This window comes from Rhodococcus sp. 2H158, from assembly GCF_053764755.1.
On record NZ_JBSNCE010000021.1, the window covers coordinates 85,665 to 109,280 of the forward strand.

At 71.6% G+C, this 23,616-nt stretch carries 18 protein-coding genes; 14 read left to right on the forward strand and 4 right to left on the reverse strand.

What is annotated here, in order from left to right; genetic code table 11:
* Positions 1-51: 51 nt before the first annotated feature.
* From ACWPOB_RS20320 to ACWPOB_RS20335, 4 genes are all read left to right on the forward strand, one after another.
* Positions 52-9,324: an amino acid adenylation domain-containing protein gene (locus ACWPOB_RS20320; RefSeq protein WP_455401903.1), complete on the forward strand. Its 9,273-nt coding sequence runs from the start codon at positions 52-54 to the stop codon at positions 9,322-9,324.
* A gap of 4 nt (positions 9,325-9,328) precedes the next feature.
* A complete protein-coding gene (locus ACWPOB_RS20325; RefSeq protein WP_100056468.1) occupies positions 9,329-9,568 on the forward strand; it encodes a phosphopantetheine-binding protein in 240 nt (79 codons plus the stop codon).
* Between the two features lie 7 nt (positions 9,569-9,575).
* Entirely contained in the window at positions 9,576-10,826 is a 1,251-nt protein-coding gene (gene entS / locus ACWPOB_RS20330; RefSeq protein WP_100056469.1) for an enterobactin transporter EntS, read from the forward strand.
* 190 nt (positions 10,827-11,016) lie between these two features.
* The gene (locus ACWPOB_RS20335; RefSeq protein ID WP_100056470.1) at positions 11,017-11,580 is read left to right on the forward strand and encodes a dihydrofolate reductase family protein; all 564 of its coding nucleotides are present in this window, start codon (positions 11,017-11,019) and stop codon (positions 11,578-11,580) included.
* 477 nt (positions 11,581-12,057) lie between these two features.
* On the opposite strand, the gene ACWPOB_RS20340 is transcribed toward ACWPOB_RS20335, so the two are convergent.
* The gene (locus ACWPOB_RS20340) at positions 12,058-12,225 is read right to left on the reverse strand and encodes a hypothetical protein (RefSeq protein WP_455401904.1); all 168 of its coding nucleotides are present in this window, start codon (positions 12,223-12,225) and stop codon (positions 12,058-12,060) included.
* Positions 12,226-12,290: 65 nt separating this feature from the next.
* Complete coding sequence (locus tag ACWPOB_RS20345; protein WP_455401905.1) at positions 12,291-12,836, reverse strand: DUF1016 N-terminal domain-containing protein; 546 nt, start codon at positions 12,834-12,836, stop codon at positions 12,291-12,293.
* A gap of 45 nt (positions 12,837-12,881) precedes the next feature.
* Here ACWPOB_RS20345 and ACWPOB_RS20350 point away from each other — a divergent pair, with 45 nt between their 5' ends.
* From ACWPOB_RS20350 to ACWPOB_RS20385, 8 genes are all read left to right on the forward strand, one after another.
* On the forward strand, positions 12,882-13,022 hold the full coding sequence (locus ACWPOB_RS20350) for a hypothetical protein (protein ID WP_455401906.1): 141 nt from the start codon (positions 12,882-12,884) through the stop codon (positions 13,020-13,022).
* Positions 13,023-13,168: 146 nt separating this feature from the next.
* Positions 13,169-13,390, forward strand: a complete 222-nt coding sequence (locus ACWPOB_RS20355; protein WP_455401907.1) for a hypothetical protein — start codon at positions 13,169-13,171, stop codon at positions 13,388-13,390.
* Between the two features lie 33 nt (positions 13,391-13,423).
* Positions 13,424-14,083, forward strand: a complete 660-nt coding sequence (locus ACWPOB_RS20360; protein ID WP_100056472.1) for a class I SAM-dependent methyltransferase — start codon at positions 13,424-13,426, stop codon at positions 14,081-14,083.
* Positions 14,084-14,193: 110 nt separating this feature from the next.
* Positions 14,194-14,625 carry an SRPBCC domain-containing protein gene (locus ACWPOB_RS20365; protein ID WP_100056473.1) on the forward strand — a complete coding sequence of 144 codons (432 nt, stop codon included), beginning with the start codon at positions 14,194-14,196 and terminating at the stop codon, positions 14,623-14,625.
* A complete protein-coding gene (locus ACWPOB_RS20370) occupies positions 14,622-14,948 on the forward strand; it encodes an ArsR/SmtB family transcription factor (protein WP_100056474.1) in 327 nt (108 codons plus the stop codon). Before ACWPOB_RS20365 ends, ACWPOB_RS20370 begins: the two co-directional genes overlap by 4 nt.
* 195 nt (positions 14,949-15,143) lie before the next feature.
* Positions 15,144-16,709, forward strand: a complete 1,566-nt coding sequence (locus ACWPOB_RS20375) for an alpha/beta hydrolase (protein ID WP_455401908.1) — start codon at positions 15,144-15,146, stop codon at positions 16,707-16,709.
* A gap of 185 nt (positions 16,710-16,894) precedes the next feature.
* The gene (locus tag ACWPOB_RS20380) at positions 16,895-17,119 is read left to right on the forward strand and encodes a hypothetical protein (protein WP_455401909.1); all 225 of its coding nucleotides are present in this window, start codon (positions 16,895-16,897) and stop codon (positions 17,117-17,119) included.
* Positions 17,120-17,297: 178 nt separating this feature from the next.
* Complete coding sequence (locus ACWPOB_RS20385; protein ID WP_100056478.1) at positions 17,298-17,990, forward strand: GTP pyrophosphokinase; 693 nt, start codon at positions 17,298-17,300, stop codon at positions 17,988-17,990.
* Positions 17,991-18,094: 104 nt separating this feature from the next.
* On the opposite strand, the gene ACWPOB_RS20390 is transcribed toward ACWPOB_RS20385, so the two are convergent.
* Positions 18,095-18,925 carry a siderophore-interacting protein gene (locus ACWPOB_RS20390; protein ID WP_100056476.1) on the reverse strand — a complete coding sequence of 277 codons (831 nt, stop codon included), beginning with the start codon at positions 18,923-18,925 and terminating at the stop codon, positions 18,095-18,097.
* Positions 18,926-18,954: 29 nt separating this feature from the next.
* The gene (locus tag ACWPOB_RS20395) at positions 18,955-20,391 is read right to left on the reverse strand and encodes an MFS transporter (protein WP_455401910.1); all 1,437 of its coding nucleotides are present in this window, start codon (positions 20,389-20,391) and stop codon (positions 18,955-18,957) included.
* A 109-nt stretch (positions 20,392-20,500) separates the two neighbouring features.
* Between ACWPOB_RS20395 and ACWPOB_RS20400 the strand changes: the two genes are divergently transcribed.
* Together ACWPOB_RS20400 and ACWPOB_RS20405 are read left to right on the forward strand one after the other, a co-directional pair.
* Positions 20,501-21,394 (forward strand): phosphoribosylaminoimidazolesuccinocarboxamide synthase, encoded by an 894-nt coding sequence (locus ACWPOB_RS20400; RefSeq protein WP_100058117.1) that lies wholly within the window; start codon positions 20,501-20,503, stop codon positions 21,392-21,394.
* Positions 21,391-23,532: a S9 family peptidase gene (locus ACWPOB_RS20405; RefSeq protein ID WP_455401911.1), complete on the forward strand. Its 2,142-nt coding sequence runs from the start codon at positions 21,391-21,393 to the stop codon at positions 23,530-23,532. Before ACWPOB_RS20400 ends, ACWPOB_RS20405 begins: the two co-directional genes overlap by 4 nt.
* Positions 23,533-23,616 lie beyond the last annotated feature (84 nt).

Sequence of the window (23,616 nt, forward strand, 5' to 3'; positions counted from 1 at the left end):
GCGACCCGGGGGCCGTGTTCGTCGCACCTCGTACCCGTTCGTTAGGCAGACATGACCCGCACCTCCGCGCTCGAAGACATCGTTCCCCTCTCGCCACTGCAGCAGGGCCTGCTCTACCTCAGCACCGTCGCCGCGCCCGACGACACCGCCCGTGCCGCCGGAACCGTCGAACCGGACGACTACACCGTGCAGTCCGTGCTGCGCCTCACCGGGCGGGTGGACGAGGACACCCTGCGGACCTCCGCGCAGGCGCTGCTGGACCGGCACCCCGCCCTGCGCACGTGCTTCCGCCCCCGCAAGGACGGCCGCACCGCCGGCCTCGTCGTGCGTGGCGCCGAAGCCCCCTGGCGCAGCGTCGATCTGGCCGGTTTCGCGGCGGACGTCGCGGAGCGTCACCTCGCGGACCTGCTCGCCGAGGATCTGCGCGACTGGTTCGACCTCAGGCGGCCGCCGCTGATCCGCTGGCTGTTCGTGCGATTCGGGCCGGACGACGTGCGGCTCGTGCTCACCGCCCACCACATCGTCGTGGACGGCTGGTCCACCCCGATCCTGGTGCGCGAACTCCTCGAGATCTACGCCGCGGGCGGTGCCGCCACCGGCCTGGTCCCGGTCCGGCCCTACGGCGACTACCTCGCGTGGCTCGGCCGGCAGGACCACGACGCCGCCCGCGCGTTGTGGCGCGAATCCCTCGACGGACTCACCGAACCGAGCCTCGTCGCCCCGCCCGGCGCCACCCGGGCCACCACGCCGACCGCCGCCGTCGCCGTCGAGGTGCCGGCCGGACTCGGCGACCGGCTCACCGGCCTGGCCCGCGACGCCGGCGTCACCCTCAACACCGTCCTGCAGACCGGGTGGGCGCTGCTGCTGTCCGGGCTGCTCGGCCGCGACGACGTCGTCTTCGGCGCCACCGTCTCCGGGCGACCGCCGGAACTGGCCGGCGTCGAATCCATGGTCGGGTTGTTCATCAACACCGTGCCCGTGCGGGTGCGCCTGGACCCCCGCGCCACCGTCACCGAGCTGCTGCGGCACGTGCAGCTGGCGCAGTCCCGCACCGTCGACCACCAGTACCTCGGCCTCGCCGAGGTGCAGCGCGAGGTGGGACTGGGGGAGCTGTTCGACACCCTCACCGTCTTCGAGAGCTATCCCGTGGACCGCGACGCGCTCGACCGTGCCCAGCGCGCCGGCGGGGTCACGATCGCCGCCGTCGAGGGCCGCGACGCCACCAACTATCCGCTCGTCCTCACCGCGGGCGTCGCCGGCACCCTCGTCATGACCCTCGACTACCGGCCCGGCCTGCTCACCGCGGACCACGCCGCCGCCCTCGCCGGCCGCCTCGTCCACATCCTCGACACCCTCGCCGCCTCGCCGGACCGCCCGGCCGCCGCGCTGGACCTGCTCACCGGCACCGAACGCGACCGCGTCCTCGGCGCGTGGTCCGTCGCGCCGGCCGCGCCCTCGGACGGCACCGTCGCGGCGCTGCCCGCGTCGGCGGGTCCGGACACCCTCGCGGTGGTGTGCGGCGCCGAGGAGCGCACCTTCGCGGAGCTCGGGGCGAACTCGGCGCGGATCGCACGCCTGCTGATCGAACTCGGTGTCGGGCCCGACGTGCTCGTGGGCCTGGCCCTGCCACGCTCCGCCGCCACCGTGGAGGCCCTCCTCGCGGTGCTCGCCGCGGGCGGCGGCTACCTGCCGCTCGACCCGTCGTACCCGGCGGAGCGGTTGGCGCACATGGTCGCCGACGCGCGCCCCGGCGTCGTGCTCACCACCCGTGCCGTCGCCGAGCACCTCGGCGCGACCCTCACCGGCAGCGCCGCGCACCTCGTCGTACTCGACGACCCGGACGTGCGCGCCCGGCTCGCCGCGTTGCCCGCCGCCGCGGTGACCGACGCCGATCGTCTCCGCCCGTTCCGCCCCGGTCACGCCGCGTATGTCGTATACACCTCCGGCTCCACCGGCCTCCCCAAGGGTGTCGTCGTCACCTACGCCAATCTCACCGATCTCGTTGCCGCGCAGCGAGAGACGATCATGCGGTCGGCGTCCGGCACGTGGCGGGTGCTGCTGACCTACCCGTTCGCCTTCGACTCGGCCGTCGCCGCCCTGACCTGGCTGCTGTCCGGGCACACCCTGCACGTGCTGCCCGACGAGCACCGCACCGACACCGCGTTCGTCGTCGACTACGTGCGGACCCACCGCATCGATCATGTCGACTGCGTGCCCGTGCTGATGAGCGGACTGCTCGACGCCGGTCTGCTCGACGGTGACCGCCACCGGCCCGCCAAGGTGACCGTCGGCGGCGAGGCCGTCGGATCGGCGCTGTGGCGGCGCCTCGGTGCCGCGGACGGCGTCGAGGCCTACAACTGCTACGGCCCCACCGAATGCACGGTCGACGCAACCTGTTCCCGTATCGCGGGAGACACCGTGACCATCGGCGGACCGACCCCCGGCACCCGGCTGTATGTGCTGGATCGGTGGCTGCGGCCGGCACCGCCCGGCGTGGCCGGGGAACTGTACGTCGCCGGCGGGGGTGTCGCCCGCGGTTACCTGGGACAGCCCGGCCGGACGGGGGAGCGGTTCGTCGCCGACCCGTTCACCGGCCGGGGCGAGCGGATGTACCGCACCGGTGACGTCGTGCGGTGGTTGCCGGACCCGGTCGACACCGAACGCGGTGCCCTCGAATACGTGGGCCGCGACGACGATCAGGTCAAGATCCGCGGGTTCCGCGTCGAACTCGGCGAGATCGAGGCCGCGCTGGGTGCCGTGCCGGGGGTGCGTGCCGCCGTCGTCGTCGCGCACACCGACGCCCGCGACGTGCGCCGCCTGGTCGGCTACGTCACCGGAACGGCCGAGCCCGTGGCCGTACGCACCGCCGTCGCCGCCCACCTGCCCGAGTACCTGGTGCCCGCCGCGATCCTGAGCGTCCCGGAACTGCCGACCACCGCGAACGGCAAGGTGGACCGGAAGGCCCTGCCGGAACCGGACTTCGGAGCGCTCGCCGGATCCGGTGCGCCCCGCACCGTGACGGAGTCGGCGCTGTGCTCCGCGATCGCGGAGGTCCTCGGCCTCGACCGCGTCGGCGTCGACGACGACTTCTTCACCCTCGGCGGCGATTCCATCGTCTCGATTCAACTGGTGTCCCGCGCTCGCGCCGCCGGCGTCCGGATCACCGCGCGCCAGGTGTTCGAACTGCGCACCGTCGCCGCGCTCGCCGCGGCCTGCGAGTCCGACATCGGTGACGAGCAGCCGGCGCGGCCCGCCGTCGCGGCCACCGGCCCGGTGCCGCTCACCCCGATCGTGCGCGAAACCCTCGACCACGGAGGGGATCTGCGGCGCTTCGCGCAAGTGCGCCTGCTGATCGCTCCGCCCGGGCTCACCGAGGCGCACCTCGTCGCGGCCGTCGACGCACTGCTGCGCACCCATCCCATGCTCCGCTCGCGCCTGACCGTCGCCGACGGCGACGCGGACTGGAGTGTGCCCGAGCGGGTGCCGGATGCGGCCGCGGCGGTGCGCCGCATCGACGTGGCAGGTCTCGACGACCCGCGGTGGCGCGCGCTGTTCGAGGCCGAACGCGACCGCGCCCTGGCGGACCTCGACCCCGCGGCCGGGCAGATGATCCGGGTGGTGTTCCTCGACGCCGGGCCCGGCGCCGCGGGCCGCGTGTTCGTCGCCGTGCACCACCTCGTCGTCGACGGTGTGTCCTGGCGGATTCTCGTGCCCGACCTCGCGGCCGCCGTCGATCGGGTGCGCCGCGGCGCCGCGCCGGACCTCGAGCCGGTCGGCACCTCCTTCCGGGACTGGGCGCTCGGGCTCACGGAAGCCGCCACGTCCGATCGCATTGCGCACTCTCTGCCGCGCTGGCAGGAGATCGCCGAGACCACCGAACCGCCGCTGGGCGCCCGCCCGCTGGATCCGGCGCGCGACACCGTCGCCACCGCGCGGTCGCGCGAGGTGCGGGTACCCGTGGCGGTCACCGAGCAGATCCTCACCACCGTGCCCGCCGCGTACCGGGCGGGCGTCGCGGATGTGCTGCTCACCGCCCTCGCTCTGGCCGTGACGTCGGTGCGCGGCGGCGACGTGCTGCGCGTGCACCTCGAGGGCCACGGCCACGTCGAGCACGCCGTGCCCGGCGCCGACCTCACCCGCACCGTCGGCTGGTTCACCACCCTGTACCCCGCCGTGCTCGACGTGTCCGGCATCGACCCGCACGAGGCCCTCGCCGGTACCGCGGCAGCCGGAACTGCTCTGGCCCAGGTCAAGGAGTCGCTGCGGGCTCTGCCCGACGACGGCCTCGGATTCGGGCTGCTGCGCCGGCTCGCTCCCGAGGGAACGCGGCACTTCCCGGGGTACCGGGCCCCCGACGTGATGTTCAACTACCTCGGCCGGATGACGCTCGGGGAGAACGCAGGTCAGGCGTGGTCCGCCGCGCCGGAGGCGGGCGCCCTCGGCGGCGCCGTCGATCCCGGCACACCCCTCGACCACGTCCTCGACGTCAACGCCGTCACCGAGGACGGCCCCCGCGGCCCCGAGATCGTCTGCGAATTCACGGCGGCGGACGTCCTCGACGAGGAGACCGTCGCCCTCGTCGCCGGCCGGTGGGTGGAGGCGCTCGCCGCGCTGGCCCGGCACGCCGACACCCCCGGCGCCGGCGGACCCACCCCGTCGGACCTGACCTACCGGGGGCTGTCGCTGCCCGAACTCGCCTCGCTCACCACCGAACTCGGCCCGATCGACGACGTCGTGCCGCTCACGCCGTTGCAGCGCGGCATGTTCTTCCTCGCCGGTCTCGACGACGGCGCCGGCACCGACGTGTACTCGATGCAGACCGTCCTCGATCTGCGCGGCGACCTCGACCGGGATACGTTGCGGCGCAGCGTCGTCGCGCTGCTGGACCGGCACGCGACCCTGCGCACCGGATTCCGCACGACCGCAGCCGGTGACCCCGTCGGCGTCGTCCTCCGGGACCCCGGACTGCGGTGGACGGACGTCGACCTCACACACGATCCCACCCCCGTGACCGAATGTCACACCGCTTCGGTCAGATCGACGCGATGTGACATTCGGCCCGTCGAGGAGCGCAGCGACGAACTCGTCGCCGCGGACCGCGCCACCCGGTTCGACGTCGCGGCCGCACCGCTGGTGCGGTTCACCCTCGTGCGCCTCGCACCGGACCGGCACCGGCTGATCTTCGCCGCCCACCACCTGCTGCTCGACGGCTGGTCGTCGCCGCTGCTGATGCAGGAACTGTTCACCCTCTACGGTGCGGGCGCCGACCCGGCGTCGCTGCCCGCGGTCCGTCCGTTCACCGACTACCTCGCGTGGCTGGGTGACCGCGACACCGACGAGGGGTTGCGCCGCTGGACCGAGGCGCTCACCGGCGTCGAGGAACCCACGCTGCTCGCCCCGGCCGGCTCGTCGCTCGACGCCGCGCTGCCCGCCGAACGCTCCGTGCCGGTGCCGGCCGGCCTGGCCGCGCGGCTGCAGCGCCGCTGCCGCGACCTCGGCGTCACCGTGAACACCGCGGTGCAGACCGCGTGGGCGGTTCTCCTCGGCGCCCGGCTCGACCGCACCGACGTGACCTTCGGCGCTGTCGTCTCCGGCCGCGTCCCGGACGTCCCCGGCGTCGAGACGATGATCGGCCTGTTCATCAACACCGTGCCCGTGCGCGTCGCGCTGCGTCCCGGCGAGCCCGCCGACGAACTGCTCCGGCGCGTCCAGGACGAGCAGAACCGGCTCCTGGACCACCAGTACGTCGGCCTCGGCGACATCCAGCGCGCCGTCGGCCTCGGCGAGCTGTTCGACACCCTCATCGTGTTCGAGAGCTACCCGATCGACACCGACGCTCTCGCCCGCGCACAGCGTTCCGGTGGTCTCGACGTCACCGACGTCCGCGGCCACGACGCCACCAACTTCCCGCTGGTGCTCGTCGCCGCACTCGACGACGAGCTCGCCCTCACCCTCGAGTACCAGCGGGCGTTGTTTACCGACGCCGACGCCGGCGCACTCGGCCGGCAGCTCGTGCGCCTCCTCGACCAGCTCGCCGGGGAACAGTCGCGGCGCGTCGCCCAGCTCGACGTCCTCGGTCCGGCCGAGCGAGAGCGGCTGCCCGAACTCTCGTCGACCGCCCCGGCACCGTCGAACGGGCACCGCACCGTGCCCGACCTGCTCGCGGCGCAGATCGCCCGCACCCCGGACGCAGCGGCCGTCGTGTGCGGCGCCGTGCGGCTCACCTTCGCCCAGCTCGGCGCCGCGTCGGCACGTCTGGCACGACGGCTGATCGACGAGGGTGTCGGGCCCGAGACGCTCGTGGGCCTGGCCCTGCCGCGCTCGGCGGACATGATGGTCGCGCTCTGCGCCGTGCACGCCGCCGGCGGCGCCTACGTACCGATGGACCCGGCGTACCCCACGGAGCGCCTCGCGCACATGGTCGGCGACGCGCGGCCGCGGGTCGTGGTCACGAGCGGCGCCGTGGCGCAGACGCTGCGACCGGTGCTCGGTGGAGTGCCGGTGCTCGACCTCGACGACGAGACGGTCCGTGCCGACGTCGGGGCCCGCCCGGCCGCACCCGTCACCGACCACGAGCGCACCGCACCGCTTCGGCCGGAACACCCCGTGTACGTCATCTACACGTCCGGCTCCACCGGGTTGCCGAAGGGCGTGGCGATCACCCACGCGAACCTGCTCAACCTGTTCGACAGCCACCGCGCCGACCTGTACGTCCCCACCGTGGCGGGGGCGGGCCGGACGAGCGTGGGCGTCGGGCACGCCTGGTCGTTCGGGTTCGACGCCTCGTGGCAGCCGATGCTGTGGCTGCTCGACGGCCACGCCGTGCACGTGTTCGACGAGGACACCATGCGCGATCCCGAGGCGATGGTCGCGTACGTCGCCGAACACGAACTCGACTTCCTCGAGGTCACCCCGTCGTTCCTCGACCGCTTGGTCGCCGCCGGGCTGTTCGCCGGCGGACATCGGCCCGCCACGGTCGGATTCGGGGGCGAGGCCGTCAACCCGGCGCTGTGGCGGCGGCTGCGGGAGCTGACCGACGGACGTGCGTTCAACCTCTACGGGCCCACCGAGTGCACCGTCGACTCGCTCGTCGGACAGGTCACCGACGCCGACACCCCGTGCCTGGGCCGGGCCGTGCACGGCGCCGCCGCCTACGTCCTCGACCGGATGCTGCGCCCCGTGCCGGTCGGCGTCGCGGGAGAGCTGTACGTCGCCGGATCCGGCGTGGCCCGCGGCTACCTCGGCCGCCCCGACCTGACCGGCACCCGCTTCCTGCCCGACCCGTTCGGTCCGCCGGGCACCCGCATGTACCGCACCGGCGACGTCGTGCGCCGGGTCCCGGCCGGCGAGGGCCGTGTCACCCTCGAATTCCTCGGCCGCGGCGACCACCAGGTCAAGATCCGCGGCTTCCGGGTCGAGCTCGGCGAGGTCGAGGCGGCCCTGACCGCGGTGCGCGGGGTGCGCGACGCCGTCGCCGTCGCCCACACCGACGAACGCGGCGTGCGCCGGCTCGTCGGCTACGTCGTGCCGGACGGCGACGTGGACCCGGCCGTCGTGCGGGCCGTGCTCGCCGAGCGACTCCCGGACTACATGGTGCCGGCTGCGGTGCTCGTGCTGGCCGCATTCCCCGTCACCGCCAACGGCAAGGTGGACCGGAAGGCGCTGCCGGAGCCGGACTTCGGGGCGCTCGTCGGCTCGGGTGCGCCGCGCACCGAGCGGGAGGCGGTGCTGGCGGAGGTGGCCGCCGAGGTGCTCGGCCTCGACCGGGTGGGCATCGACGACGACTTCTTCGCTCTCGGTGGCGACTCGATCGTCTCGATCCAGTTCGTCTCCCGCGCCCGGACCGCCGGGCTCCGGCTCACGGCCCGGCAGGTATTCGAGCTGCGCACCGTCGCGGCCCTGGCCGCGGTCGACGAGACGGACACGGCCCCGGCGGCGGTGCCCGCGGTCGCCGCGACGGGCGACGTGCCGATCACCCCGATCGTGTGGGAGGCCCTCGCGTGGGGTGGCGACCTCGCCCGGTTCTCGCAGGCGCGGTTGCTCGTCGCGCCCGTCGGCCTCACCGTGGACACGCTCGGGAAGGCCGTCGCGGCGCTGCTCGACACCCATCCGATGCTGCGGTCCCGGTTCGCCGTCACCGGCGGCCGACCACGCTGGACCGTCCCCGAGGACGCACCGCGCATCGAGACACTGGTGCGCCGCGTCGAGGTCGGCGAGGTCGACGACGAGCGGTGGGCGGACCGGTTGGCTGCCGAACGCGAAATCGCCTACAGCGCACTCGATCCGGAATCCGGAGTGATGGTGCAGGCGATCTGGTTCGACTTCGGGCCGCACCGCCCCGGCCGCGTGTTCGTCGCCGTGCACCACCTGGTGGTCGACGGTGTGTCGTGGCGCATCCTCGTGCCCGACCTCGCCGACGCCGTCGAACAGGCCGGACGCGGCGAGACCGTCGCGCTGACGTCACCCGGCACGTCCTTCCGGGCGTGGGCGACCGGCCTCGCCGAGGCCGCGCGCTCCGAGCGGATCAGGGCCTCGCTGCCCGCCTGGCAACCCGCGATCGACGCGGTCGAACCACCCCTCGGCGTTCGGGCCCTCGACCCGGCACGCGACACGGTCTCAGCGCTGCGCTCGACGCACGTGCGGGTCCCCGTGCCGGTCACCGAGGACGTCCTCGCCTCCGGGGCCGTGAACGACGCCCTGCTCGCGGCACTCGCCGTGGCGGTGGCGTCGGTCCGCGGCGGCGACGTCGTGCGCGTCGAACTCGAGGGTCACGGCCGCGAGGAACAGGTCGTCCCCGGGGCCGACGTCGCGCGCACCGTCGGGTGGTTCACGTCGATGTTCCCGGTCGCGCTGAACCTGGCCGGTATCGACCCCGAGGACGCCCTGACCGGCGCGGCCGCCGCGCGCGAGGCGCGCGCACGAGTCGCGGACGCGCTGAACGCCGTGCCCGACAACGGGATCGGCTTCGGACTGCTGCACCGCCTTGCGCCGGACCACGTCTTCGACCGCTATCGGCGGCCCCAGATGGTGTTCAACTACCTCGGCCGGATGACGCTCGGCGAGGACACCGGCGCCCCGTGGTCGGGCGCACCCGAGGCCGTCGCGCTCGGCGGTTCCGTCGACCCGGCCACGCCGCTCGACCACGTCCTGCACGTCGACGCCGTCGTCGAGGACACCCCGGAGGGGCCCGTGCTCGACTGCGAATTCGCCGCCCCCGCCGAGGTGCTCGACGAGCACACCGTCGGCGTCGTGGCCCGGCGCTGGGTCCAGGCCCTCACCGCGGCCGCCTGCATCCCCGAACCCGTTGCAACCGAGAAGGAGTGACCTCATGTCAGCACAGTCCGGCACCCTGGACCGCGAGACGATCCGCACCGATATCGCACGGCTCCTCGAGATCGAGGCCGACGAACTCGACCCCGCGCTCAGCCTCGTCGATCAGGGCCTCGACTCGGTGCGCCTGATGGCGCTCGTGGAGCAGTGGCGCGGCGCCGGCGCGGATGTCGACTTCGTCTCGCTGGCCACCGAACCGCAGCTCGAGGCGTGGTACGACCTGCTCGCCCCGCGGTGACCCGGCCGTGGCCCTGATCGACAAGCTGGTCCTCGACGTCGACCCCCTGCGCACCAGCCGCGAATTCCGCTATATCTTCACCGCCCGGGTCGTGTCGCTGTTCGGCCTCGGCTTCCTCGTCGTCGCCGTGCCGCTGCAGGTGTACCGGCTCACCGGGTCCACCGCGCAGGTCGCCGCCGTGTCGGCGGTGCTCGGCGTGACCACGTTCGCCGCCACGTTCGTCGGCGGGGTGCTCGCCGACCGCTACGATCGCCGGCGCGTCATCGCCGTCGCCCGGGGCACCGCGGGCGTGGCGTTCGCGGTGCTCGCGCTCAACGCGTTCCTGCCCGACCCGAAGCTGTGGGTCATCTATGTGGCGGCGGTGATCGACGGCGTGTGCGGCGGCATCTCCGCGACCGCGCTCATGGCCGTCACCCCCAGCCTGCTGCCGCGGGAGAAGATGGCGGCGGCCGGTGCGCTCATGGCCCTCACCGGCGACCTGGGCGCGATGGTCGGACCCGCACTCGGCGGGGTCGTCATCGCCGCCGGCGGAGTCGGGGTGGCCTACGCGCTCGCGGCGTTCACCACCGCCGTGACCACGTGCTGCATCACCCGGTTGCCGTCGCTGCCGCCTACGCACGTCGCTGACGAGTCGCCGCTGCGCTCGGTGATCAGCGGCTTCCGCTACGCGTCGGGGAACCGCGTCATCGGCGGCGTGCTCGTCTGCGGATTCGTGACGATGCTGCTCGCCGGCTGGTCGGTGCTCGTCCCCGAGTACGCCACCGAGGTGCTCGGCGCGGGACCGTCGGTGGTGGGGCTGCTCTACACCGCCCCGGCGGTCGGCGCGGTGATCGGCTCGCTCACCAGCGGCTGGACCGGCCACCTCCGCCGGTCCGGTCAGGTGGTCTTCCTGCTCATGGCAGTCTCCGCCGCGGGGCTCGTCGGGGCGGGCCTCACCGCGACCGTGGCGGTGGCGCTGCTGGGCCTGGCCGCGCACGGCTTCGGCGACGCGCTCACCGACATCGTCCGGTACGCGACGGTCCAGAAGCACACCCCCGACGAGTACTGCGGGCGCATCGCCGCGGTGTGGGCGGCGCAGGTCACCGCCGGTGCCTCCGTCGGCGCGGTGGTCGCGGGCGCAGTGGCGACGCTGGTGCCGATCTCGGCGGCGCTGCCCGCGTACGGTGCCGTCGGGCTGGTGATCACCGCGCTGCTGTGGGCCACCTTGCGCACGCTGCGCCGGCTCGACGAGGGGACCTCGCTCGAGCGCGTCGCCTGAGCCCGTCCCACCGGCGCAGGCCGGTTCCGCTCGGTCGAAGACGATGGCGCCGCGGATGTTCTTGCCGGCATGCATGTCCTCCTATGAGCCGCCCACGCGCCGCGATGAATTCGGATGATCCGGCCGGTCTGTATCCACGACACCACACCCGTCCGCACGGGTCGGGCAGACGACGAGAAGCGAGGATGTCATGGGCAAGGTCACGGTCACCGAGTTCGTCTCGGCGGACGGCGTCATGGAGAACCCCGCGTGGACGTTCCCGTACTGGAACGACACGATCGCCGCGTTCAAGGACGCCGAACTGAACGAGGCGGACGCGTTGCTTCTCGGCCGCACCACCTACCAGGAGTTCGCCGCGGTCTGGCCCGATCACCCCGGGGAGGACGACGCCTCCAAGGCGCAGATGAACGACATCCCCAAGTTCGTGGCCACGACCTCGCTCACCGAACTGGAATGGAATGCCACCCGCATCGAGGGGGACGTCGCACAGGGGGTTCGCGCCCTCAAGGCCGAGAAGAACCTGCTGGTCATGGGAAGCGGCAGCCTTGTGGGATTCCTGCGCCGCCACTTTCTCGTCGACGAGTACCGGCTCGCCGTCTACCCCGTGCTGGTCGGGTCGGGCCGGCGCCTGTTCGACCCCGCTGACGTGCAGGCGACCCTCGACCTCCGCGACTGCAAGGTGCTCGACAACGGTGTCCTGCTGCTCGACTACACCGTGGTCTCCGACGCCGTAACCCTTCCGGACTTCGACTGAGGCCCGTACCCGGATCAGGCCCGGCCGACCGCCACCTCGACTCGTCGACGGTGAACACGCCACGGACCGTCGCGCCGGTCCATTCGCTCGAAGGCCACCGACGACCCCGGGGTCGCGACGACGAAGTCGGCACAGCACACGACCGGCCGCAGGTCCAGTGCCGCGGCGAACGAATTCGGGTGGGGGGTAGACCCCGAGGACCTCGCCTGGCCGTAGTCCGTCGCGGCGAGACCGGCGATCGCATACCCGAGATCCGAACCTGATGTTCACTTAGGCGCCCGACGCCCAGTTCTAGGGTGATCACCCAGTTCGGGATATTCCACGGTGTCGGCCGCGTGCGATCTGTGCGCGTGCCCCCGGACGGAGGGCAAACCGTTCTCCGAGGGGGCGGCCTGCCCCGGCGCTCCCGCTCAGCAGCGGATCCGCGGTTGTCGCGCTTTGCGGACGTGCCTGGTTCTCTTCCCATGGACCCGCCTGTCAACGCGCGGTGCCGGGCTCTTCCTGCGCGCCGTCGGCGGTGCTGTCCTCGGAAGAATGAACAGTGAGCTCGTGCAGGGTGGCATCCACCGCGGACGCGAGTTCGTCGTTGGTGGGGACGAGTTCGCGAATCGGGTCGGGCAGGGTGTCATAGGTGTAGTTCGCCACCGAGCAGGAACTTCTCGAGCCGGACCATCAGCGCCGTTTCGAGTTCGCGTTCGGCGACTCGTTCGCTACGGGTCGCGGACCAACTGCTGGGCGAGGTCCGACTCCTGTGGGGGCAGATGATCGGGAAAGTTCGACGGGGCGGCCCCGATCCTTCGGTGCAGATCCCCCGCGATCTGGTGGGAGAGTACGTGTCGGGACCAGCCGTGTTCGGCGGCCTGGGCGGCGTACCAGTTGCGCTCGTCCTGGTCCTCGAGCTTGTCCAGCAGCACCGTGATGTGTCCCCACGTCAATCGTCCAACAGTTTGCTGGACGATTGCGGACCGCGGCCACAGCAGGGCCATCTGCCGCATGTAGAACAGATTGCTGCGGGACAACCCGCGCATCTGGGGAAACGTCGACCGCAGGTCCGAGGCGAGGCGGTCGATGACCTTGGTTCCCCACCCTTGGGTCTGCTGTCGCTCCGCAATGGTCCGACCCAGGTCCCAGTACAGCAACAACAGCTCGGTGTTGACCACCCTGGTGGCGCGGAGCCGGGCGTGGCGAACGTGGCGTTTGAGCTCGTCGAGAAACTGGGGATAGTCGTCGGGTAGCGCTGCGGCAGGCTCGGTCACCGCCTCATCCTGCACCCAGCCGACGACGCTGTTCCAACTCGGCCGATGGTGCCGCTCGATGCGCACACCGAGGCGCTGCACTGCCACCCGGTCCCGCTCGACGGGTTGCCCGATGACCACGAGGTGGTCAACGCAGATGTCCGAGCACACCCCGTGCCACCGCAGTCCCTGCCCACGCCGCAGTGAGGGCAGATCTTCGGCGTAGGTGGCGGGTCCGAATCCTGACGCAGGAAGCCCGGATCGGCTCTCCCGTGGCGGAACTGGCCACGCAGAGAACCACCCCGATCCTCAGCGGCCACCATGAGCTACGCGGTTCGAAGACTCGCACCGGCGTGACGACCCGCCTCGTCGAACCGTTGTTTCCGGACTCCGAGGAGGGGAATCCCGACGGCATGTCCACCCACGAGCCGTTCATGCCGCTCGAGCGCGCATCCGGTGACGAGATCGACGCTGCGGATCCGGGTCGGGGCGCTCCGGGAACCGATTCCGTGCCGCCCACCACCGCCGAGGACGCCCGGGCCGTGGAGTCCGAACTCGGGGAACAGCAGCGGTAATCCGGGTCCGTGTTCCGCACCCCCGCACGACGAATGACGAGCGAGGCGGCGCGGGCCCGCGACTACGACACCTGGTTCGCCACCCCGTGGGGCGCCCACGCCCGGACCGTGGAGCGCGCCGCGATCGATGCGGCCCTGCCGGAGATGGCCGGCCGCACCGTGGTCGAGATCGGCTGCGGGACAGGTCGGCTCGTGTGCCATCTTGCCCACCGCGGTGCCCGTGTGCTCGGGGTGGAGCTGTCGGCGGGAATGCTTTCCGTCGCGGCCGGCCGGGCCCCCGGCCGGGTCGTACGCGCCGACGCCGCCCGCCTGCCGGTGCCGGATGCCGTTGTCGACGCGGCCGTCACCGTCGCGACCCTCGAGTTCACCGACGCCGCGGCGGTGCTGGCCGAGATGGCCCGCATCACTCGTCCGGGCGGGCGCATCGTCGCACTCACCCTGAACCCGACCAGCCCTTGGGGGTGGCTCGATCGGCCCACCCGCCGAGCGCCGTACTCGGCCGGCCGCTTTGTTGCCCGGCGAGAGCTGCGCCGTCTGAGCGGTCGACACGGGCGGGCCCGGGTACGGGGCCGGTTGTTCACCGCGGCGCATCCGCGGTTCGGGCACCGGTTCGAGCCGGCGGCGGCCCTGATCGGCCGGATCGTCCCGCAGTTCGGTGCCGTCCAGATGCTGGTCGTCGACCGGACGCGATGAGAGGCGAGTCGCCGTCGCGACGACCAATTTTCTGCAACTGGGGGGTTGCAGTCGAGGGCGAAAGGTGCAACCCTGGAGTTGCACAACCCCTACCCGGACTGGAGGCGATCATGGCCCCGCTCGACATCACCCGCACCATCGACATCGCGGCACCGGCCACCAAGGTGTGGTCCGCCCTGACCGAACCCGAACTGATCGCGCAATGGTTCGGCGACAGAATCGAATTCGACGCATCGCCCGGCGGTACCGGCACGTTCGGCTGGACGGGCCACGACGCCGGTCCCTTCCGGGTACTGGTCGAACACGTGGACGAGCCGAAGACACTGATCTACCGCTGGGCACGCGATGCGAACGTGGACCCGGTACCGGGCAACTCCACGGTCGTGCGGTTCGACCTGGCCGAGATCGGCGGCGGCACCCGGTTGACCATGGTGGAGACCGGCTTCGAGGAACTCGTCGACCCGCAGACGGCCCACGACGGCAATGTCGACGGCTGGCGCGCCGAACTCGGCGATCTGGTGGAGTTCCTGGAATCCCGGTGAACGATGTGCCGAAGGGCGTTCCAGCGGTGCTCGCGGTACTGGCCGACGAGACCCGCTGGAACATCCTCGCCGCGATCGGCGCCGAGGACCTGTCCGCCAGTGCGCTCGCGGGGCGGCTGCCGGTCAGTCGTCAGGCGATCGCCAAGCACCTGACCGTGCTGGCTGACGCCGGGCTCGTGGAGTCGGTTCGGGTCGGACGGGAGATCCGCTACCGGGCGGTCGGTGCCCGGCTCGGCGAACTGGCCGGCGAGCTGGAATCGATCGGACGGCAGTGGGACCGCCGGCTCGAAGCGATCAAGCGCATCGCCGAACGGCCCGACTAGCCGCACGGGCGGCCGGAGCGCGGCGATGCCCGAGCGACGACGCGCTCGGCGAGGACGGTGGAGCGCCGTCCCGAGGGGTTGTCCATCGACACCCTCGGGGTGGTGGTGCCGGTCGCCGCCGGCACCGACCCTGTAGTGGTCCGAGGAGGGATTTGCCTCTCTCCGATCGAGTACCACTGGAGGGCAGGTCGATTCATGGCGGCGAGTGGAGAGCGCAGGACCCGGGACCGGGTCCTGCGGTTCGTGACCGCAACGGGAGCGGCGACGGCACTGATCGTGGGCGGGTTCACGTCTCCGGTCGGCGCGGCCGGCTTCGCCTCGGCGGCGGGGGAGATCCCGCCGGGCCTCGAGCCCTTCTACGCCCAGCAGCTCCAGTGGGGCTCGTGCGACGGCTACAGCACTGACGGATCGGACCTGGCCGGTGTCGGTCTCGAGTGCGCGCGGGTGACCGTGCCGATGGACTACGAGAACCCCCAGGGCGATACCGCGCAGATCGCCCTGTCCCGATCGCGGGCGACGGGGGAGAAGGTCGGGTCACTGCTCGTCAACCCGGGTGGACCGGGAGCGTCCGGCCTCGGGATGGCCGTCGTCGGCGCCGGCACCGAGCTCGCCGAGCGGTTCGACGTCGTCGGATTCGACCCGCGGGGCATCGGTGCGTCGACCCCGCAGATCGACTGCCTGACGCCCGAGGAGACCGATGCGTGGCGGCAGGACCCCGTGGTGGACATGACCCCCGAGGGGATCGCCCGGGCGGAGCAGAACAGCCGGGAGTACGCGGCGCGCTGCGCCGAACGCACGGGCACAGACGTGCTGGCACACGTGGGCACCCGCGACGTGGTGCGGGACATGGACGTCATCCGGGCCGCTCTCGGCGACCCGAAGCTGAACTACCTCGGCTACTCCTACGGAACCCGGCTCGGTTCGGCCTACGCGGAGGCGTTTCCCGGCAACGTGCGGGCGATGGTGCTCGATGGGGCGCTCGATCCTCAGCAGGACCCGGTCGAGGAGGCGGTGCGGCAGGCCGCCGGTTTCCAGCAGGCATTCGACGCGTTCGTCACGGAGTGCGCGACCCGCGAGGACTGCCCCTTCGGCACCGATCCCGCGGCCGCAGTCGCGCGGTTCCGCTCGCTGGTCGATCCTCTGATCGATCGGCCGGCCGCGACGGAGGATCCGCGGGGGCTGAGCTACCCGAACGCGATCACCGGCGTCATCGCGACCCTGTACTCCCCGGAGGGCTGGGAGTACCTGCGGGACGGGCTCGCCGAACTGGTGCAGGGCCGGGGCGACACACTGCTGGTGCTGGCCGACATGTACGAGGGCCGGTTCGCCGACGGCTCGTACTCGAACTCTTCCGAGGCGATGGCGGCGGTGCGGTGCGTCGACGACGCCGCCGTGACCGACCCTGCCGTGGCCGGTGAACTCGACACCCGGTCCCGGCAGGCGGCCCCGTTCCTCGACGACGGCCGTGGCACCGGCAACGCGCCGCTCGGTGCGTGCGCCTTCTGGCCCGTGCCGCCGACGGGAGATCGGCACGCCGTGGAGGTCGACGGCCTGCCCCCGATCGTCGTCGTCTCCACCACCGAAGATCCGGCGACGCCGTATCAGGCGGGTGTGGACCTGGCGAAGCAACTGGACGCGGTGCTCGTCACGTACCGCGGGACTCAGCACGGCGTGGTGCTGAGCGGCCAGTGGTGCGTCGACCTGCCCGTCGCGCGTTACCTCGTCGATCTCGCTGTGCCGGAGGGGGATACGACATGCTGAGCCGCACCGGAGCCGATCCGTCGTGACGGACTTTCGGAGCGCCCGCGGTGGTCACCGCGGGCGCATCCCGAATTCGGAGCCGAACGGCAGGCTTTCACAAGGCTGCTGCCAGCTGCGCGCGTCAGTGTGGAGTCCTCCAACGGGCGGGGAACCACCCCGCCCCCCGACGAGAGGACTGCGAAGTCGTGAAGGTTCTGAACACGAAGCTGGGTAAGGTCGCGGCGACCGGGACGATCGCGTTGGCCGCAGTGGGCGTCGGCGCCGGCGTCGCGAGCGCCGCACCCGGTTCCTCCCCAGTTCATCAGCAGCAGCCGGCGCCGCAGCACCAGCCGGCCCCGCAGCATCAGCAGCCCGGGCCGCAGGGTCACGGGTTCTGGCTGTTCGACCAGTGGGTGCCGCTGCCGTGGTGACGACTGCGCCCGTCCATCCCGGCTGAGGATGCGCAGCGACCGTGCCGCTCCGGCGCGGTCGCTGCGTGCCGCCCTCGCACTCGTCACCGCGGCCCCGAGTCGGCGCTGGGCCGCACCCTCGACCGACCTGGCAGACTCGATCGGGAAGGCGATGAGGAGACAGACGGTGACGGAAACGGTGGACGGCGCTGACGACGTGCAGCTGAGGCAACCACGAATCGAGCCGGCGCAGCTCAACCTGGACCCACCGCAGATCGCGCTCCAACGGGAGTTCCGCCGCGTCCTGATGGTCTACAAGTTCGGCATCGACGAGATGATGACCAAGATCAACATCCTCCGGGAGGAGTTCGGCTTCGCCCACGACCACAACCCGATCGAGCATGTCAAGTCGCGGCTGAAGACTCCGGAATCGGTCGTCGAGAAGGCCGTCCGCAAGGACCTGCCGCTCACCCTCGACGCGATCCGCGAGAACATCTACGACATCGCCGGCATCCGCATCACCTGCAGTTTCATCTCCGACGTCTATCGGATCTTCGACGTGATCACCGGGCAGCGCGACGTCCGGGTCGTCGAGGTCAAGGATTACATCGCGCATCCGAAGCCCAACGGGTACCGGAGCCTGCACGCGATCGTCGAGGTCCCCGTGTTCATGTCCGACCGGGTACAGCCGGTGTTCGTCGAACTGCAGATCCGCACCGTAGCGATGGACTTCTGGGCCAGTCTCGAACACAAGATCTTCTACAAGTACGACAAGGCGGTGCCCGTCGAACTGCTCGACGAACTCCGGGCAGCGGCCGCGACCGCCCGCGACCTCGACGTCCGGATGGAGGCCCTGCACGACCAGGTCCACGGGTCCGACGCGTCGCCCTGACCCTCCTGCGGGGCGAGCGAATGTATCGCTCGCTACCGCTGAGGAGATGGACGATACATTCGCTCGGCCCGAGGCGGCGCGCGTCACGCGTCGCTCGGCCCGGCTCAAGCGTCGTGCTCGGTGAAGTCCCGGTCGTGATCCGTGGTGCGGCCGTACCCGGTCTCGGTCATGCCGTGCCGCCAGTAGCCGATGACGAGGGTGGACCTGCGGTCGAAGCCCGCCTCGTTCCGCAGATACCTGCGCATCCGCAGCACAGTCGCGGATTCGGCCGAGACCCACGCGAACCGCTTCAACTCGCCGTCGGGGATCGGCACGGCGGTCGCCGCGTCGGCCAGATGCGTGGTGGTGCCCGCGGGCGCGCCGTCGCGGTGCACCCAGCGGATCTCGATGTCGGCAGGGGAGCGCAGATCCTGCTGTTCACCCTCGTCGGCGACCTCGACGACGGCGGTCCCGCGGGCGCCCTCGGGTAGGCGTTCGAGCATGCGGCCGATCGCGGGCAGCGCCGTCTCGTCGCCGACGATCAGGTACCAGTCGGCCGGGGGCGCGACGATCCCGCCGCCGCCGGCTGCCGCGATGCGGTCGCCGGGACGGGCCCGCTCGACCCAGGCGCCGGCCAGTCCTTCGTCGCCGTGCCGGACGAAGTCGATGTCCATCTCGGAGGCCGCGGGATCGAGCCGCCGCACGGTGTAGGTGCGGACCTGCGCCTTGAGCGTGGGATCGGGCCACTCGAGGCGACGGCCGCCGGTGTTGACCGGCAGGTCGAGGTCGCCGTTCTCCCGCGGGAAGATCAGCTTGATGTTGGGGACGCGGGTCGGGTCGCTCGCGTAGACCTCGACCCCGCGGCCGGCGAACGTGACGCGGCGCATGCGGGGGGTGATGTCCTCGACCTTCGCGACTTCGATGACGCTGGGCAGCAGCCCGTCTTCGTTCGACATGACCCACACCTTAGGTCAGCCTTTCCAATCTACGGGGTTCCGGGTGGTTCGGCGGGCCGGTTCGGCATCGTCGTGGCCGTCACGGCCAGGCCCACCGCGGCCACGAACAGGGCGACGAACACCGGAGCCACCGCGTCGGCGAGCCGCTCCGGCTCCAGGGGGCCCGACCCGGCGCCCCCGTGCGCGGCCAGCGCCGAGTTTGCCAGCGCGCCGAACACCGCGACCCCGACCGCGCTGCCGATCGATCGGGCGAACGAATACGCCCCCGTCACCACGCCCCGCTCGGCCCACGTCACGCTCGACTGCGCCGAGATCAGCGCCGGGCTCGCGATCAGGCCCATCCCGAGACCGACCAGCACGCAGCACACCGCGACGTGCCACACCGGCGATTGCTCGTCGAGCAGCGTCAGCAGACCGGTGCCGGCCAGCACCGGCACGGACCCGATCATCGCGGTGTTGCGGAACCCGATCCGCAGGTAGAACCAGCCGGAACGAGCCGCCGCGAGCGGCCAACCGATCGTCATCGTCGACAGGGTGAATCCCGCGACCAGTGCCGTGGTGCCCAGCGACCCCTGCACGAACGCGGGCACGTAGGAGGTCAGCCCCAGCACCACGGCGCCGACGAGGGCGGCGACCGCGCTGCTGGTCACCACCACACGACGGGCGAACACCCACGGCGGCAGGATCGGCTCCGGCGCGCGCCGCTCGACCCACACGAACAGCAGCAACAGCGTCGCGCCGGCCGCGAACACCCCGGCGCTCGGCGCCGACGCCCACGCCCACGCCTGCCCGCCCTCGAGCGGGCCCAGGATCAGCAGACCCGAACCCGCGGCGAGCGTCGCGGCGCCGGCCAGGTCCACCCGCCGTCGGGCGCCCGGGGGCCGTGGCTCGGTGAACGCCCGCAGCAGCACCCCCGCGGCCAGCGCACACAGCGGCAGGTTGACCCAGAAGATCCACCGCCACGACACATAGTCGGAGAACACGCCGCCGACGGCGGGGCCGACGATCGCCGACATGCCCCACACGCTCGCGAGGTAACCCTGCGCCTTTGCGCGCTCGGCGACGGTGTAGATGTCGCCGGCGATGGTCTGCGCCATCGGCAGCACGGCCCCCGCACCGAGACCCTGCACTGCGCGGAAGGCGATCAGTGCCGGCATGCTCCACGCCAGTGCGCACAGCGCCGAGCCCAGCGCGAACAGCGCGATGCCGAACACCAGCACGGGTTTGCGCCCGTACACGTCCGACACCTTGCCGTACACCGGCACGAGCACGGCCTGCGTGAGCAGGTAGCTCGAGAACAGCCACGGGAACTGCGTGAAGCCGCCGAGGTCCGCGACGATGGTCGGGACGGCGGTGGCCAGGATGGTGCTCTCGAGTGCGACGAGCGCGGTGGCGAGCATCAGAGCCGCGAGAATCGGTCCGCGTTCCGAGCGCAGACCCACGTCGATCCGGGGTGCGGCCGACATCACGCTCCTGTTCGGGGTGGGGTTCCGGTCACGATCATTGTCATAGTGAACGATCCGGCGATCGGACGGGGGTGCGGTGCAGGTCGGCGCGGCGCACTAGGGTGGCAGCGTGCGTCCATCACTCCAGTCCTACCCCCACCTCGCCGGCGGCAAGGTCCGGGACCTGTATGTCATAGACGACGAGCACCTGCTCCTCGTGGCCAGCGACCGGATCTCGGCATACGACCACGTGCTCGACACCCCGATCCCCGACAAGGGCCGGGTGCTCACCGCGATGAGCGTGTTCTTCTTCAACCTGCTCGAGGTGAACCACCACCTCGCCGGGGAGCCCGACGACGAACGCATCCCCGCCGAGGTCCTCGGCCGCGCCCTCGTCGTCAAACGGCTGAAGATGGTGCCGATCGAGTGCGTTGCCCGCGGCTTCCTCACCGGGTCGGGTTTGCTCGACTACCGGAAGACCGGCGCGGTGTGCGGCGTCCCGCTGCCCGAGGGCCTCGTGGAGGCCAGTCAGCTGCCGGATCCGATCTTCACCCCGGCGAGCAAGGCCGAACTCGGCGACCACGACGAGAACATCACCTTCGAGGAGGTCGCCGACAAGGTCGGCGTGGATCTCGCCGTGAAGCTGCGCGAGGACACCCTCGACATCTACGGCCGTGCCTCGATGTACGCGGCGGACAAGGGCATCCTGCTCGCCGACACGAAGTTCGAGTTCGGCCTCGACGACGCCGGCAACCTCATCCTCGCCGACGAAGTGCTCACCCCCGATTCGTCACGCTACTGGCCCGCCGAGGGCTACGAGCCCGGCAAGGTGCAGCCCAGCTTCGACAAGCAGTTCGTGCGCAACTGGCTGACGGGCCCCGAGTCCGGCTGGGACCGTGCGTCCGACACGCCGCCGCCGCCGCTGCCGCAGCACATCGTCGACGCCACCCGTGAGCGCTACATCGAAGCCTACGAACGGATCTCGGGCCTGTCGTTCGCCGACTGGTTGGGGCCGAGCGCATGACCCCGCCGATCGCCAAGCGGGTCCCGTCCGAGCGGGTCCATCACGGACACACCTTCGTCGACGAGTACGAGTGGCTCCGCGACAAGGAGAATCCCGAGGTCATCGCCCATCTCGAGGCCGAGAACGCGTGGACCGAGAAGCAGACCGCGCACCTGGCGCCGCTGCGGGAGCGGATCTTCGAGGAGATCAAGTCCCGCACGCAGGAAACCGACATGTCGGTGCCCACCCGCATGGGCGACTGGTGGTACTACGCCCGTACCGTCGAGGGCAAGCAGTACAGCATCCAGTGCCGCTGCCCGATCGCCGACCCCGACGACTGGAATCCGCCGGAGCTGGCGCCGGGTGTGGAACTGCCGGGCGAGCAGGTGCTGCTCGACGGCAACGTCGAGGCGGCCGGGCACGAGTTCTTCTCCCTCGGCGCGTTCTCGATCAGCCACGACGGGACGCTGCTCGCGTACTCGGTCGACGTCGTCGGCGACGAGCGCTACACGCTGCGGTTCAAGAACCTCGGCACCGGCGAGCTGCTCGCCGACGAGATCCCCGGGACCGCGCCCGGCGCGACGTGGGCGATCGACCACAGCCACATCTTCTACCTCACGGTGGACGAGTCGTGGCGGCCGGACACCGTGTGGCGGCACCGTCTCGGCACGTCCCACACCGAGGACGTCAAGGTCTTCCACGAGCCCGACGAGCGGTACTGGGTGTCGGTGGGTACCACCCGCAGCGAGAAGTACCTGATGATCTGGGTGGGATCCAAGATCACCACCGAGGGCTGGGTGCTCGAATCCGCGGATCCCACCGGCGAATTTCGGGTGCTGTTGCCGCGCCGCGAGGGCGTCGAGTACGGCGCCGAGCATGCCGTCATCGGCGGCGAGGACCGGTTCCTGGTCATGCACAACGACGTCGTCGAGGTGGTGAACGACGCGACGGGGGAGAGCACTCGCGAGAAGGCGGAGAACTTCGTCCTCGCCGAAGCGCCCGTGGACGATCCGTCGGCGCTGCGCACTCTCATCGGGCACCGGCACGACGTGCGTCTCGAGGACGTCGACGCGTTCGCCGGGCACCTCGTTCTCGGGTATCGGCGGGAGGCGCTGACCCGGCTCGCGGTGTGGCCGCTGACCGCCGACGGCTACGGCGAGCTGACCGAACTCGAGTTCGACGAGGAACTCTTCGCCGTCGGCCCGGGTGCGAACCCGGAATGGCACCAGCCGATGCTGCGGCTCGGCTTCACGTCGTTCATCACCCCCAGCCGGGTCTACGACTACGTCGTGGACTCGGGAGAGCTGTTGCTGCGCAAGGCCCAGCCGGTGCTCGGCGACTTCGACCCGTCGAACTACGAGCAGCGCCGGGACTGGGCGGTGGCCGAGGACGGCACCCGCATCCCGCTGTCGATCGTGACCCGCAAGGGCACGCCCGAGAACTCGCCGGCGCTGCTCTACGGTTACGGGTCGTACGAGGCCAGCATCGACCCCGGTTTCTCGGTGGCGCGGCTGTCGCTCCTCGACCGGGGCATGGTCTTCGCGGTGGCGCACGTGCGGGGCGGCGGCGAGATGGGCCGGCACTGGTACGAGAACGGCAAGACGCTGGCGAAGAAGAACACCTTCACCGACTTCGTCGCCTGCGCACGGCACCTGATCGACGCCGGTGTCACCGGCCCGGACCGGCTCGTCGCCGACGGCGGCAGCGCGGGCGGCCTGTTGATGGGCGCGGTGGCGAACCTGGCGCCGGAGCTGTTCGCCGGGATCCTCGCGAACGTGCCGTTCGTCGACCCGCTCACGTCGATCCTCGACCCGTCGCTGCCGCTGACGGTGATCGAGTGGGACGAGTGGGGCAACCCCCTCGACAACCCCGAGGTGTACGAGTACATGCGCTCGTACAGCCCGTACGAGAACGTCGAGGCGAAGGACTACCCGGCGATCCTCGCGATCACCAGCCTCAACGACACCCGGGTGCTCTACGTCGAACCTGCCAAGTGGGTGGCCAAGCTGCGCGCCACCAAGACCGGTGACGCCCCGTTGCTGCTCAAGACGGAGATGAGCGCCGGCCACGGCGGCGTGTCCGGCCGGTACGAGAAGTGGCGCGAGGTGGCCTTCGAGTTCGCGTGGGTGCTCGAGACCTCCGGGGCGTACCGCGGCTGAGAACCGCTGGGGCCGAATGTCACATGCGTTCGATGTAATCGACACGGTGTGACATTCGGCCACAACGGCCACAACGGCCACAAC

What these genes read in the sequence shown, in the direction of transcription:
- ACWPOB_RS20405 (WP_455401911.1), top strand. Translation starts at nt 21,391, where the DNA reads ATGACCCCGCCGATCGCCAAGCGGGTCCCGTCCGAGCGGGTCCATCAC.
- ACWPOB_RS20395 (WP_455401910.1), bottom strand. Translation starts at nt 20,391, where the DNA reads ATGTCGGCCGCACCCCGGATCGACGTGGGTCTGCGCTCGGAACGCGGA.
- ACWPOB_RS20375 (WP_455401908.1), top strand. Translation starts at nt 15,144, where the DNA reads ATGGCGGCGAGTGGAGAGCGCAGGACCCGGGACCGGGTCCTGCGGTTC.
- ACWPOB_RS20365 (WP_100056473.1), top strand. Translation starts at nt 14,194, where the DNA reads ATGGCCCCGCTCGACATCACCCGCACCATCGACATCGCGGCACCGGCC.
- ACWPOB_RS20350 (WP_455401906.1), top strand. Translation starts at nt 12,882, where the DNA reads ATGGTGCCGCTCGATGCGCACACCGAGGCGCTGCACTGCCACCCGGTC.
- ACWPOB_RS20320 (WP_455401903.1), top strand. Translation starts at nt 52, where the DNA reads ATGACCCGCACCTCCGCGCTCGAAGACATCGTTCCCCTCTCGCCACTG.
- ACWPOB_RS20325 (WP_100056468.1), top strand. Translation starts at nt 9,329, where the DNA reads ATGTCAGCACAGTCCGGCACCCTGGACCGCGAGACGATCCGCACCGAT.
- ACWPOB_RS20335 (WP_100056470.1), top strand. Translation starts at nt 11,017, where the DNA reads ATGGGCAAGGTCACGGTCACCGAGTTCGTCTCGGCGGACGGCGTCATG.
- ACWPOB_RS20360 (WP_100056472.1), top strand. Translation starts at nt 13,424, where the DNA reads ATGACGAGCGAGGCGGCGCGGGCCCGCGACTACGACACCTGGTTCGCC.
- ACWPOB_RS20390 (WP_100056476.1), bottom strand. Translation starts at nt 18,925, where the DNA reads ATGTCGAACGAAGACGGGCTGCTGCCCAGCGTCATCGAAGTCGCGAAG.